Below are 13,622 nucleotides of genomic sequence, written 5' to 3' on the forward strand. Positions count from 1 at the left end.
TTTTGTATGTTGGGCTCTCAGCATGTCTTGCCTTGAGTTTGTATATAGATAGAAGTTACTGATTAAAGCTGGTATTTCGGAAAAATGATATGTTATGAGTACTGATGTATATATTTAGCGATGTATTACGTCAGCATAGTGCTGTTTTATTGCTGTAACGTGTTAACCCACACGCTTTTGCCATCCACCCATGTTTGTACGGGCCAGCCTTTCAGCTTCCAGCCTGTGAATGGTGTGTTTCTGCCCTTTGTTGCAAATGTTGCCGGGTCCACAGCCTTCTCTTGATCCAGATCAATCATGGTCAGATCTGCAGGTGCTCCTGCTTCCAGTCTGCCGGTATCTAGTCTAAATACGCGAGCTGGATCAGCTGTCATACGTTTAACTAGGAAATCCAGAGTCCATAATCCCGTTTCAACAAACTTCGTATACAGTAGTGGGAAGGCCGTTTCGAATCCAACGATACCGAATGGTGCAAGCTCCATGCCTTTTGCTTTCTCTTCTTCGCTATGCGGTGCATGGTCGGTTACGATCATGTCGAGTGTCCCGTCGAGCAATCCTTCAATACAAGCCTGCACATCCCGTGGTGAGCGCAGTGGAGGATTCATTTTCCAGTTCGCGTCCATACCCGGGATATCCTCATCGGACAGCACCAAGTGGTGCGGGCATACCTCTGCGGTGACCTTGATACCGATCGATTTTGCCAGACGAATCAGACGAACGGATTGTTCTGTGCTAACGTGGCACACATGGTAGTGTACACCTGTTGCTTCTGCAAGAAGAATGTCGCGTCCTACATGAATCGCTTCGGATTCATTCGGAATACCTTTGATACCATGACGTTTAGAGAACTCACCTTCGGTGACATATCCGCCAACCACCAGAGAATCATCTTCACAGTGGGCAATCACAGGCATATCCATGCTGGCTGCAAGGCTCATGGCATCCTTCATCATCTGTGCGTTCTGTACACCTACCCCATCGTCCGTGAAGCCGATCGCGCCTGCTGCTTTTAATGCAGCAAAGTCTGTCAGTTCGCGGCCTAGTTCGTTTTTGGTAATCGCTGCATAGGGCAGTACTTTAACCAGGTCCGCTTCCTTCGCTTTGTTCAGTACCAGCTCTACAACCTCAGGTGTATCCGTTACCGGTCTTGTATTTGGCATGCAGGCAATGGTTGTAAAACCACCTTGTGCAGCGGACTTTGCTCCCGTTTCGATCGTCTCTTTATGTTCGAATCCAGGTTCGCGCAGATGTACGTGCATGTCAATTAATCCTGGTATGACAAGCTTACCTGTAGCATCCGTTACGTTTTGCGCTGACTTCTCGGCATTCCGTACAACTTCATTATCCGGGTCAGCGATCGTTTTAATTTTACCTTCTTCTATAAGAATGGTTTTCCGTTCAAGTTCCCCTTGTTGATTCAAAATGTTTGCGTTTTTAATCACCTGTACCATAATTGACCTCCGCTTCGGTTCTGTCCAGCAGTTGAATCCGCTAGATGAATAATTTATCGTTCACGATTTGTATTGGTCTGCAGAACATGTTCTCGTCAGCCTATGAATCTATGCTAGGCCCTGTTACAGCTTCATCGCACGTTCCATAACCGCCATGCGGATTGGAACGCCATTTGCCATCTGTGGGAAAATTCGTGAAGCTTCACTCTCGACAACCGCGTCGTCTACCTCGACGTTACGGTTCACTGGAGCAGGGTGCATAATAATCGTACTCGGCTTAAGGCGTGACGCCCGTTCTTCCGTCAATCCGTAGTGTTCGCGATAATCCTCAGCTGAAGTGATCAGGCCATGTTGATGACGTTCCAGTTGAACCCTTAGCATCATGACTACATCAGCATTCAACGCTTCTTCAAGACCTACATAAGGTGCGTGCTGCGCAAGCTCTGGCGCCTGCATGGTTGGCGGTGAGCAGAAGCGTACATCTGCACCAAACTTTTGCAGTGCCCACAAGTTGGAGCGTGCTACTCGGCTGTGCAAGATATCTCCGATAATGGAGACACGCAAACCTTTCAGTTCACCAAATGCCTTCCGCATTGTGTAGAGATCAAGGAGCGCTTGCGTCGGGTGCTCGTTATTGCCATCTCCTGCGTTAACAAGTGGCACACTAACCTTCTGTACGAGCTGCTGCAAGACACCTGCCGGTTTCAAGCGAATGACCCCTGCATCAATGCCCATGGATTCGAGCGTTCTTACCGTATCGTAGATCGACTCTCCCTTTTCGACACTGGATGCGGCTGCCGTGAAGTTCAGTACCTGAGCCCCCAGTCGTTTCTCTGCCATCTCGAAGGAAAAGCGAGTGCGAGTGCTGTTCTCGAAGAACATGTTGGCTACAAAGCGGGACTCAAGGACCGGCACTAACTTTTCCTTCTGTGCTTCCCAGTGGGCTGCGCGGTTTAGGATAGATTCGATCTCATCACGGCTAATCTCTTTCAATCCAAGCAAGCTGCGGTCTTTCAATGCTGTCTGTGTAATCATCACGCCTGCTCCCCCCGGTTCTGTATGATTTTGACCTCATCCTGTCCATCCGTTTCCATAAGTGCAACCTCGATCTCTTCTGATTTGGATGTCGGCACGTTTTTACCGATAAAATCAGGTCTAATCGGAAGTTCTCGATGTCCACGGTCTGCAAGTACAGCGAGCTGTATGTTCTGTGGTCTTCCACAGTCCATCAGCGCATCCATCGCAGCCCGTATCGTGCGTCCGGTGTATAGCACATCATCGAACAAAATCACTTTTTTATTATGAATGGATAGGGATTCAGGTGTCATAATCAACAGTTCCTTGCGATTCATCTGGTTATCATCCAGTCGGTCGTCACGATAAGGAGTTACATCAAGTTCTCCCCAGGGAACTTTGGCGCCTTCAATCTCTTCAATCTTGGCGGCGATTCGTTCGGCAAGATACACACCGCGTGTGCGAATTCCGACCAGTACACAATCATCAATCCCCTTGTTCTTTTCCAATATTTCATGGGCAATCCTTGTTAAAGCTCGGCGGATCGCCGTTTCATCCATAATGACATGTGTTTCTGTGCTCATGCGCTCAGCCTCCTCAGGATTTCCCTTCGAAATCATGGCCCCGTGACGAGGAGAACAAAAAAGACTCCTTGCCGTGTTCATTGGCAAGGAGTCTCCAAACTTCAGACGTCGCTGAAGAAAGTTTACTCTCGGTGATCCATCGTATTATCATGCCGCAGCAAATAAACGATGCATCGTTCACGTTACCTTGCCAGTCTCACGGGACTGATTTAAAGGTGCTATTCATGTCGTGCATAGGAGGAACCTCACAGGGTTCTTTCTCGTTATGCCCGTTTGTCTTCATGAATTATGACAGAAAGCATTCCCTCTGTCAACACCCGTCCATCTCAGATTTAAATCCTCTGCTTCGTATTGAATGAAATAAGCAATTAGGCGATAAAACATCCAAGTCACATCACATGTCATTTGTCATTAATAATTATACAACATTACTGTATAATTATCCATAGACAAATGCAATGTATCTTTCTAAATGTATTTCCCATATCGTAAGTGGATGGCATTGCCCCATTCGTTGCAGCTCTCCGAAACAAGTCGTACTTTATTCACAGGTTTGAATGTATCGCATCTGATCTTAGTCCAATCAAAAAAGCCCCTTGAACTCGATGTTCAAGGGAGCCTTGTTTTAAATAATGGTAATGTTGCCTGTTCATTGTTGGACAGAACTCTGCTGTTCCAGTTGTTGATATGATTGCTTAATCGTTGACAGCGTTTCGAGATGCCGATCGATGCTGTTCCCCACTGTAACGAGCAGGGATGCTACGAGCTGTCCTGTCAGTGACATAAAAAAAGAGACCGTTTCCGGTCTCTGTTCATATTTCATCGTTTATTTACCGATGTTTACTTTAAAACTCAAACGTTACATCACTCAGACGACGTTTGATTTCAGTAATAACACGTTTCTCTTCCTCTTCGCCATTTGCGATAAACGTAACCGAGAATCGTACAAAGTTCCCCGCATCGTCCCAAGGTACGGATGAGATCAGTTTCTCACGAATCAGAAATTGCGAGAAATCTTCACCTGACTCGAAGCGACGTCCACCAACAATCCCTTTTGGAGCTTCAACATAAAGGAAGAAAGAGCCTTTCGGTTTCTCAGCCTGGAAGCCCAGTTCATTCAGTGCGGTAACCAGCATATCGTGCCGGCGGGAATACTTCTCTGCGATTTTTTCCGTAATTTCAGGATGATTCAACCCGTAAGCCGCTGCTTTTTGGATCGCGATGAATTGACCAGAATCATTGTTGTCTTTCACATCACTGAATGCTTTGACAATGAGCGGATTACCCGCAACAAAGCCAATTCTCCAACCAGTCATGTTGTATGATTTGGATAGGGAGTGTAGTTCTACCCCTACATCCTTGGCACCTGGTATCGACAGGAAGCTGGATGGTTTTGATCCATCATATGTTAATGCCGCATATGGCGCATCATGCACAACAACCACATTGTATTTTTTTGCCCATTCAACGACCTCAGTGAAAAACTCCACTGTTGCACTTGCACCAGTCGGGTTGTTCGGATAGTTCAAATAGAGCAATTTTGCACGTTTAGCAATATCTTCTGGGATTGCTCCCAGGTCAGGCAAGAAGTTATTCTCTTTCGTTAATTGAACATTGAATACTTCTCCACCCAGATATTTCGTATGTGTACCCATTACTGGATAACCAGGAACGGTCATAATTGTGACATCACCCGGGTTGATGAAGCAAGAGGGGAGCATCGCGAGAGCGGGTTTGGAGCCGATAGAATGTACGATCTCTGTGTTAGCATCGATACCTTCTACGTTAAATACGTCCCTCAGGTATGTTGCTGCCGCTACTTTGAATTCTGGAATACCGTTATCGGCATAGCCACGGTTCTCCGGTTTGGCTGCTTCTGCAGCAAGAGCAGCAACGATCCCCGCGTCTGCCATCTCATCCGGTTCACCTACTCCAAGGTCAATTAATTCGACATCGGGAAAGTCTTTCTTTGCTGAAGCTTTAGCACGTTTGATTTTCTCAAATTTATAGATGTTAGTGTCCTTACCATAGTTGGAACCGCCGATACGGTCGGCAAAATTAGTTTGGATATATGTTTCCTGATATTTATCAATGCTCATAATGTTGTTCATCTCCTCATTTGACACAAATTTCTCATGTTTAATATGAAGCATATGAACATTCAACACCATGGACAAAATATCCGAACATTTGTACTTTCTTTAAACCATCAGCGGCTTCTCAACGAAGCCAGTACATCTTCCATATCCTGCGGGATCGGCGCAGTGAATTCCATGTACTCCCCTGTTGTCGGATGCACAAAACCAAGGGTAGCGGCATGAAGAGCCTGTCCATTCATTTTGATTCCTTTATTACGTCCGTATGTCGGATCACCGACAAGTGGATGACCTATAAATTTCATATGCACGCGAATCTGGTGAGTACGTCCTGTTTCTAACTTTAACTCAAGTAAGGTGTAGTCGTTGATGCGTTCAGTCACAGTAAAATGCGTCACTGCATGTTTGCTGTTACGCTCTGTGACGGTATACATTTTACGGTCGTGCGTATCCCGTCCAATCGGTGCATCAATGGTGCCTTGATCGTGGCTCAGATGACCATGAACCAGCGCAATATAACGTCTGTTTACACTGTGTTCTTTCAACTGAGCAGCAAGCGAAGCGTGAGCACGATCATTTTTGGCAGCCATGATCAATCCAGACGTATCCTTGTCAATCCGATGTACGATCCCTGGACGCAATTCTCCGTTAATACCGGAAAGATCCTTGCAATGATACATCAAAGCATTCACAAGTGTACCAGAAGTATGTCCCGGTGCCGGGTGGACGACTAGTCCGCGCTGTTTATTGATGACGATTAGATCACTATCTTCGTAAACCACTTCAAGCGGGATGTCTTCTGCAACAATCTCCACCGCTTCCGGCTCAGGAACTTGTAATACAATCTTGTCCCCTTCGGACAGCTTCGTGTTAGCCTTGGCTACAGCTCCATTCACCGTGACTGCTCCGTCTGCTATCCATAGCTGGACTTGAGAGCGAGATACGTTATCTACAGCCTCAGTAATGTATTTATCTAGACGTTCTTTCTTATGTTCAGCAGCAACGATCCATTCCATACGTTGTTCATCATTATGTTGTTCTTCGTTGTTCAACTCTTCTTCGTGTAAATTACTCAGTTTGCTCATTCCCTTCAGTCTTCGCAGCCGCTTTTTCACGACGTCCTTCAAGCAATGTTTCCACAATGATTAGTGCTACACCGACGCATATAGCCGAATCGGCAATGTTGAAGATTGGAAACGTATAGCTTCCAAAATTAAGCTGCACAAAGTCCACAACTTCCCCTGTTAATGCACGATCAAGAAAGTTACCGATCGCTCCCCCAAGTACCAAACTAAGGGCGACGGGAAGCAATTTATGTGGAGTGTCTTTCACCTTTTGCAAATACCAAATCAAAGCAACAACTACAATGATCGTCACCACAATAAAGAACCAACGCTGGTCCTGTAATATTCCAAATGCAGCACCTGAATTACGATGGGAGGTAATGACAAAAAAATTGCCAATGACCGGAATCTCTTCTCTAAGTTCCATCCGGGTAGCAATCAGGTACTTCGTTCCCTGATCCACTAAAAACACGATAAAAGCAAGGATATAATACACCACGTTTATTGTCACTCCGTTCTTGTCTTTTCCAGCGATACCAAACTTTCGCCAGACTTATTTTATTGTAGCACAGCTATTCGAAGAACGTCCATGACGTGGAATATAAGCTGAGTTATATACAGTTTGGAAAAAGCGATAACTAACATTTGCCTTATGTAATCCTGCCCAAAAAGGTACATCCTAGAATGGAGACTACAACCGGATTCCAGATGGAACAGAAAGGGGAAAATCATGTCACATTTTACATCTGAGCAAATGCGTTCTCTGCGTTCCCAGCTTATGTCCAACAAACATGATATCGAACATCGGCTTTCAGACAACGAACACTATGGGCTGGGAGATTCTTTAAAACTCCAGACCGGTGAACTGTCACCTATTGATAATCATCCCGGGGATCTTGCCACAGAGGTATACGAACGAGGAAAAGATATTTCGCTCCTAGAGCATGATGAATTCCAACTCGAACGTATTGATTCAGCCCTGCACGCGATGGAAGAAGGCCATTACGGTATATGTGCAGTCTGCCAACAACCTATCCCATATGAGCGAATGGAAGCCGTCCCCTACACAAAATATTGTAAAAAACATCAACCGGAGACAGTTGTTTCGGAAAATCGGCCTGTTGAAGAGGAATTCCTGGCTCCATCGTTTGGACGTACCAGTCTGGATGAGCGGGAAGATCAGAATGGCTTTGACGGCGAAGATGCCTGGCAGATCGTAGAGAGCTGGGGCAACTCCAACTCCCCTGCAATGGCAGAAAACGGCGATATTGATAGCTACGATGTAATGGCTATTGAGGCCACCGAAGAGATGGACGGCTTTGTTGAAGCTTATGAAAGCTTTGTCGCAACGGATATTTATGGTCATGATGTATCCATTGTCCGTAATCGCCAGTATCGGCAGTATCTAGACAATGGCGAAGGCGACGGCCTACTTGAACCCGACTCATTGGATGATGATCTGTGACTCTGCTTCCAATCTTATGGAATCAATAGGTCGTCATATCCAGCTGACGCTGGACGATTCGTACAATATCAGCAATATAATCTCCAACGATCGGCAAATTTAGAGCGCCAAGAAGTTGTAACACATAGATAATGGTTGCAGCGAAAAAAGTAAACCCAATCGCAATGCCTACACCTCTGGCTGCGCCGGACAACAGATTTAACCCGATAAGCTTCCATGGTCGAAGCAGCAGTTCGGTATATTGTGCAATCCGTGAACGCTCCAGCTCATTAGCAATCCGGCTCGTTAATGTATGTAACTCTTCAATTTTATCATGCGATATGTCTGCGGTTTCCAGTGATGCTGATTTAATGGATTCCGCTGACTGTTCTTGTTTGCTCATGGTTCGCTCCATTCCTTGCATGAGTATAGATAAATCTATTTTAATAAAACCAATCCAAAGGAAGTGCACAATTTAAGCATTGCCTTTTCTGCAAAAAAACAAACGAGCCCAGCTTCGGGAATTGCTTCCTTAGCTGAGCTCATTTATTGTTGGTTCTTATAGATTTACGTTACCTATCTCAGGAAATGATCTAAATACTAGGCTTCAATGTGGATTCCGATTGTTTTGCCCCCGGCTTCCAGGCGCTCCATTGTATCGGTTGTACCAAATGAGACGTCGGTCACCAGTACATTTTCACGAAGCACATCGTCAAATGCTTGTATCGCCTCTTGAAGTTCTGCATCTACATCCAGCATCAGACGCACTCTTTTTTCAATTGGCAGATCCAGACGTTTCCGTGTATCCTGAACCGCTCGAACAACCTCACGTACCCAGCCTTCCTGCTCCAGTGCCGTTGTGATCTCTGTATTCAGTGCAACGGTCAGTCCATAACCGGACGCTGAAGCAAACCCGGATTTAGCTTGTTTCTCAACCAGCAACTCCTCTTCAGTTACCTGTAGCTCTTCACCCTCCGGAGAAACGACGTTGAATACACCTTCCGATACCACTTTACGTGTTTCATCAGCCGTCATGCCTTTAAACAGGTTTTGCAAGAAACCTACGTTTTTACCGTATTTTTTACCTGCAACTTTGAGATTCAGCTTAAGTGTAAAATCAACGAATTCCGCATCGTTATGCTCTGTACGGATTCCTTTAACGTTGATCTCTTCCTTGATGATCTCTTCATAACTTGCCAGATCAAAGCCTTTATCGAGAGAAACAATCAACTCGGACAGCGGCTGGCGTGTTTTGATCCCGGTCTCGTTACGAACGTTACGGGCAAGCTCAACGACACGACGAGCGGTTTCCATATCCTGCTCCAGAGCCGCATCAATCAAGGCTTCATTGGCTACAGGATAGTCATCCATATGCACGCTCTCACCAGTAGTCAGGTTGAGATAGATATCTTCAGCCAGCATTGGTGTGAACGGCGCAACCAGCTTCGCTGTAGTCACCAGCACTTCTGTAAGAGTACGATACGCATCCAGTTTATCCTCTGTCAGTCCACTTCCCCAGAAACGGTCACGGGAACGGCGGATATACCAGTTACTCAGCTCATCTACAAAAGCTTCAATTGCTTTGGAGGAATTGAGGTAGTCGTTCACAGACAACGCTTTTTCTACCACAAGGATTAGGCTGTTCAGTCTGGACAAAATCCAGCGATCCAGCTTGTGTGCAGACACTTGGAATGGATGCTCTTGTGGATCGAATCCATCGATAGTCGCATACAGCGTCAGGAATGCATGAGTATTCACCAACGTATCCACCATTTTGGATTTCGCTTCACCTACGATACCTTTGGAGAAACGTTTGCTGTTCCACGGTGCACTATCAGACAACAGCGCCCAGCGGAATGCATCCGTACCGTACTCCTCAATTACTTCCCAAGGGTCGATAACATTGCCTTTGGATTTGGACATCTTCTGTCCGTTTTCGTCCAGTACGTGTCCAGTTGCCATAACCGCTTTGTAAGGCGCTTTGCCTGTCAAAAGGGTAGACACGGCGAGCAGGCTGTAGAACCAGCCGCGCGTCTGGTCAATTCCTTCACAGATCATATCTGCCGGATATTGCTGCTCAAATACTTCTTTATTTTCAAAAGGATAATGTTGCTGTGCGAACGGCATGGAGCCGCTATCGAACCACACATCGATTACTTCAGGCGTGCGCTTCATTTCATATTTGCCACAAGAACTGAGCACTTTCACTTCATCTACATATGGCTTATGCAATTCGAGATTTTCAGGTACATCGCCTACAGCGCGTGCACGTAGTTCAGCGATGCTGTGGGGAGCAAACTGTTCGCCAGTCTCTTCACATACCCAGATGTTCAGAGGTGTTCCCCAGTAACGGTCACGACTAATATTCCAGTCCACGAGGTCTTCCAGGAATTTTCCGAAGCGACCTTCACGCACGTGACCCGGATACCATTCTACTTCACTATTGTTGGCAATCAACTGATCCTTGATCGCGGTTGTCTGGATAAACCAGCTATCCATCGCATAGTACAATAGTGGTGTGTCGCAGCGCCAGCAGAACGGATAGCTGTGCTCATACTTCTCTTTGCTGAACAAACGTCCATTCTCAGACAGATATCTAACGATATCGATGTCGCAATCCTTCACGAAACGACCCGCAAAATCCGTCACTTGTTCTACAAACTTACCTTCCAGATCGACCATGTTCACAAAACTGATGCCATTCTCACGGCATACACGATAGTCGTCCTCACCATGTGCTGGCGCCATGTGTACGATCCCCGTACCACTTGCATCCGTAACAAATCCTGCACCCAAGACCATGTTTGTTTTCTCTGCCTTAACATAGTTAAATGGCGGGCTATATGTTTTACCGACCAGATCTGCACCTTTTAGTGCCCCGATGATCTCATATTCACCTTTACTATCCTTCATCACTTTTTCTACAAGATTGGTTGCCATGATGTACACTTCATCATTCTGACGTACACGGGAGTAATCCATTTCCGGATTGACAGCCAAAGCCACGTGAGAAGGAAGTGTCCAAGGCGTTGTCGTCCACGCCAGAATGAATTCTCCGCTGTCATCCAGCTTGAATTTGGCTGTTGCACTCAGATCTTTAACATCTTTGTACCCTTGTGCTACTTCATGCGAGCTTAGTGTGGTTTGACAAGAAGGACAGTAGGGACTTACGCGGTGACCGCGATACAGCAGTCCTTTCTCATGGATCGTTGCAAGGATGTTCCACACACTCTCGATGTAGTTGTTGTCAAGTGTGATGTAAGGGTTATCCATATCCGTCCAGTACCCGATACCTTCAGTCAGGTCGCGCCACTGCTGTTCATATTCGAACACGCTCGCTTTGCATTCGTTTATAAATTTCTCTACACCATAATCTTCAATTTCCCATTTGTGCGAGATGCCTAATTTTTTCTGTACTCCAAGCTCTACGGGCAAACCATGTGTATCCCAGCCGGCTTTACGCACAACACGATATCCCTTCATCGTATTGTAACGTCCTACAAAGTCTTTGATTACTCGCCCAAGAACGTGGCCGATATGCGGTTTACCGTTCGCTGTAGGCGGGCCTTCATAAAACACGAAATTAGGCTTACCTTCCCGGTTCTCGATCGAGCGTTTAAAGGTATTCTCCGTTTTCCATTTATTTAGTACACGCAATTCTCTTGCACGTGCTTTTTCTTTGACATCAACTCGTTGCATGCTGCTCAACATCCTTCCTTATATTTAATGAAACCCTTGTAAAACGTCCACAACACGCCTCACCAATCACCGTTTTGGAACACAAAAAAACCTCCTCCCTGGAAAGGGACGAGGTTCTGCTCGCGTTACCACCCTAATTCTGTTCATCACAAACCACATTCAGTTACCCTGAGTATGCTCTGTCATCAACAGCGCTTAAGCCCCCGCTAAACTAATACGAGGTACCGTTATAACGTACGGCTTACGGTTCAGCTTACACACGGCGATACGTCCACCGCTTCAGCATCACTTCTCCGGGAAGATATTCGGCTATAACTCATCCGTTGGTTTTCACCAGACACCAACTCTCTGAGGGATGAGATCATAACGTACTGAGCCCGTCATGGAATCACTATTCAATATGAATATAGTTATAGCTTCTTTGCCCGCAAAAGTCAACCGGGCGGTAGACTAATAAATTTCTTTCATCTCCCGCTCACGATCACGTACTTCCTGTTCACGGCTCTCCAGTGCTTCCCAACCATCCTGTGTCAACAGTTCCAGCTGAGCTTCAACAAGCGTACGGAAACGCGCACGATAGATGGAAGCTTGTTTCTTAAGCTCTTCCACCTCCAGGGCAATCTTACGTGATTTACCAAGGGCTTCGTTAACAATCCGGTCAGCATTTTTCTCTGCTTCCTTCACGATTAACTGAGCTTCCTTCTTCGCATTATTTTTGACATCGTCAGCAGCTTCCTGTGCAATGATGATCGTTTTGCTTAGAGTTTCCTCAATGGTAGCAAAATGATCCAGCTTCTCCTGAACGGACAGCAACTGATTACTCAGCTCTTTATTCTCGCGAATGACGCCTTCGTAATCTTTGATGACTTGATCCAGAAATTCATTGACTTCATCCTCGTCATACCCGCGCAAACGTCGGGAGAATTCCTTGTTATGTATGTCCAGCGGCGTTAATGGCATGCTGTCCACCTCCTGTAAAAATTCCTTCTCGCTCTTAGAGAAGGTTTGCAGCACTTGGGTTCCACCCAAAGGGCCGTAATCAGCTGCCAAGTGGAGCAACTTGTACGGAATGGACCTGCCTTCGCATTGTCAGAGATCCATCTCACATCTTGTACTTTAATGTATATCGGAAGGACCGAGTATTTTTTTACCCTTTACGTTTAACATTCGACAAGAATTCGGAATATCCTGCATCAACCTCAAGCAAATTTCCCTATTTTCACGCGGCAGCGGCCTTTTTTGGTCGTTCCATCTTGTTCCAACACTTTAAAACGGCCAAAACCCTGGATAGATACTACATCGCCCGCTTTTAATGCTTTTGAAGGATCTTCCACCAATTTCCAGTTCACTTTGCAACGCCCCGCCTTAATCGGATTCAGTACCTTACTCCGGCTAAGTCGATACACATCCGCACAGATCCCATCCAACCGCATTGAAGCAACAGTGATATCAACCGTATCCAGTTTGGTGTCAGTCCATTTCATCTGGTCCAGTGGTAACAGCTCTGTGAACACATGCAGACGATGAACCTGATTTAACTGAAGCGATAAAAAAGCGCCGGTTTCCGCTGCCACTACCGTATGGCAACCATCTTCCAGCACTTGTATATCTCCGATCTTGCCTCTTTTCATCCCGAGTCCAAGCAGGGAACCCATATAGTCCCCATGCTCGAGTTCCGAGATTTTCTGATCGTCAGACGTAATACTGAGCACTTGCATCCCCATGTCCTCTTCGTCGAGATAACGATAATCGGGTGCAATCAATGCACGCTTGCGTTCAGCAGCCTCGTATCCGCCATCCAGACGAAGCTGGACGTCTTGGCTGCGATTGACCAAGGATTGCAGAATAAACACCTGTCTTGGATCAAGAAAATCGGTGAGCTTGGTATCATGATACTTGCTCGCCCGCTCCACCCAATCGGAAGCTTTATCTACAAAGTCTCGCTCATCATGACTAAAATGTTCGTAAATATCACCGCTCATCTATGCCACCCTATCCTATAATAAAAAATACTGAACGATAGAGAGTAACCCTACAAGCGCGAGTCGAAGAACTAATAGCGCAACAATCGGGGAAATATCCAGTACACCGAATAAAGGCGGGATAAATCGGCGGAAAGGACTTAAATAGGGTTCCACAAATTTGCCTAACAATTCACCGATGAAGCTTTCCCGTGCGTTGGGAAGCCATGACATCAATATGTAGACAATGACCATGTAAAAATAAATCTGGTATACCGTTAACAATATGCCTTCAATCATCTGATACAA

Annotated in this window: 13 protein-coding genes and 1 other annotated feature; of the genes, 1 reads left to right on the forward strand and 12 read right to left on the reverse strand. The window is 46.0% G+C overall.

The annotated features are described in order from the left end of the window. Nucleotides 1-146: 146 nt before the first annotated feature. The 7 genes from PQG66_RS10470 to lspA form a co-directional block, all read right to left on the reverse strand. Complete coding sequence (locus tag PQG66_RS10470) at nucleotides 147-1,451, reverse strand: dihydroorotase (RefSeq protein ID WP_272037621.1); 1,305 nt, start codon at nucleotides 1,449-1,451, stop codon at nucleotides 147-149. A gap of 123 nt (nucleotides 1,452-1,574) precedes the next feature. Continuing rightward, nucleotides 1,575-2,486, reverse strand: a complete 912-nt coding sequence (locus tag PQG66_RS10475; protein WP_442955093.1) for an aspartate carbamoyltransferase catalytic subunit — start codon at nucleotides 2,484-2,486, stop codon at nucleotides 1,575-1,577. Further along, nucleotides 2,486-3,049 (reverse strand): bifunctional pyr operon transcriptional regulator/uracil phosphoribosyltransferase PyrR, encoded by a 564-nt coding sequence (gene pyrR / locus PQG66_RS10480; RefSeq protein WP_272037623.1) that lies wholly within the window; start codon nucleotides 3,047-3,049, stop codon nucleotides 2,486-2,488. Before pyrR ends, PQG66_RS10475 begins: the two co-directional genes overlap by 1 nt. 649 nt (nucleotides 3,050-3,698) lie before the next feature. Next, nucleotides 3,699-3,872: a hypothetical protein gene (locus PQG66_RS10485; protein WP_272037624.1), complete on the reverse strand. Its 174-nt coding sequence runs from the start codon at nucleotides 3,870-3,872 to the stop codon at nucleotides 3,699-3,701. Nucleotides 3,873-3,894: 22 nt separating this feature from the next. After that, nucleotides 3,895-5,148: an LL-diaminopimelate aminotransferase gene (locus tag PQG66_RS10490; RefSeq protein ID WP_272037625.1), complete on the reverse strand. Its 1,254-nt coding sequence runs from the start codon at nucleotides 5,146-5,148 to the stop codon at nucleotides 3,895-3,897. Nucleotides 5,149-5,258: 110 nt separating this feature from the next. Further along, nucleotides 5,259-6,230 (reverse strand): RluA family pseudouridine synthase, encoded by a 972-nt coding sequence (locus PQG66_RS10495; RefSeq protein WP_442955074.1) that lies wholly within the window; start codon nucleotides 6,228-6,230, stop codon nucleotides 5,259-5,261. Further along, a complete protein-coding gene (gene lspA, locus PQG66_RS10500) occupies nucleotides 6,214-6,708 on the reverse strand; it encodes a signal peptidase II (RefSeq protein ID WP_272037626.1) in 495 nt (164 codons plus the stop codon). Before lspA ends, PQG66_RS10495 begins: the two co-directional genes overlap by 17 nt. Before the next feature lie 231 nt (nucleotides 6,709-6,939). Between lspA and PQG66_RS10505 the strand changes: the two genes are divergently transcribed. Continuing rightward, nucleotides 6,940-7,674 carry a TraR/DksA C4-type zinc finger protein gene (locus tag PQG66_RS10505; RefSeq protein WP_272037627.1) on the forward strand — a complete coding sequence of 245 codons (735 nt, stop codon included), beginning with the start codon at nucleotides 6,940-6,942 and terminating at the stop codon, nucleotides 7,672-7,674. Between the two features lie 22 nt (nucleotides 7,675-7,696). Here PQG66_RS10505 and PQG66_RS10510 read toward each other — a convergent pair whose 3' ends face one another. The 5 genes from PQG66_RS10510 to PQG66_RS10530 form a co-directional block, all read right to left on the reverse strand. Further along, nucleotides 7,697-8,056 (reverse strand): DUF5665 domain-containing protein, encoded by a 360-nt coding sequence (locus PQG66_RS10510; RefSeq protein WP_272037628.1) that lies wholly within the window; start codon nucleotides 8,054-8,056, stop codon nucleotides 7,697-7,699. A gap of 197 nt (nucleotides 8,057-8,253) precedes the next feature. Next, entirely contained in the window at nucleotides 8,254-11,352 is a 3,099-nt protein-coding gene (gene ileS, locus PQG66_RS10515; RefSeq protein WP_272037629.1) for an isoleucine--tRNA ligase, read from the reverse strand. A 101-nt stretch (nucleotides 11,353-11,453) separates the two neighbouring features. After that, nucleotides 11,454-11,745 (reverse strand) — a binding site (T-box leader). A gap of 57 nt (nucleotides 11,746-11,802) precedes the next feature. Continuing rightward, on the reverse strand, nucleotides 11,803-12,312 hold the full coding sequence (locus PQG66_RS10520; RefSeq protein ID WP_090923744.1) for a DivIVA domain-containing protein: 510 nt from the start codon (nucleotides 12,310-12,312) through the stop codon (nucleotides 11,803-11,805). A gap of 239 nt (nucleotides 12,313-12,551) precedes the next feature. After that, complete coding sequence (locus PQG66_RS10525; protein WP_272037630.1) at nucleotides 12,552-13,334, reverse strand: YlmH family RNA-binding protein; 783 nt, start codon at nucleotides 13,332-13,334, stop codon at nucleotides 12,552-12,554. Nucleotides 13,335-13,349: 15 nt separating this feature from the next. Further along, on the reverse strand, nucleotides 13,350-13,613 hold the full coding sequence (locus tag PQG66_RS10530) for a YggT family protein (protein WP_272038135.1): 264 nt from the start codon (nucleotides 13,611-13,613) through the stop codon (nucleotides 13,350-13,352). Nucleotides 13,614-13,622 lie beyond the last annotated feature (9 nt).

It is taken from the genome of Paenibacillus sp. JJ-100 (assembly GCF_948329825.1).
GTDB lineage: Bacteria > Bacillota > Bacilli > Paenibacillales > Paenibacillaceae > Paenibacillus.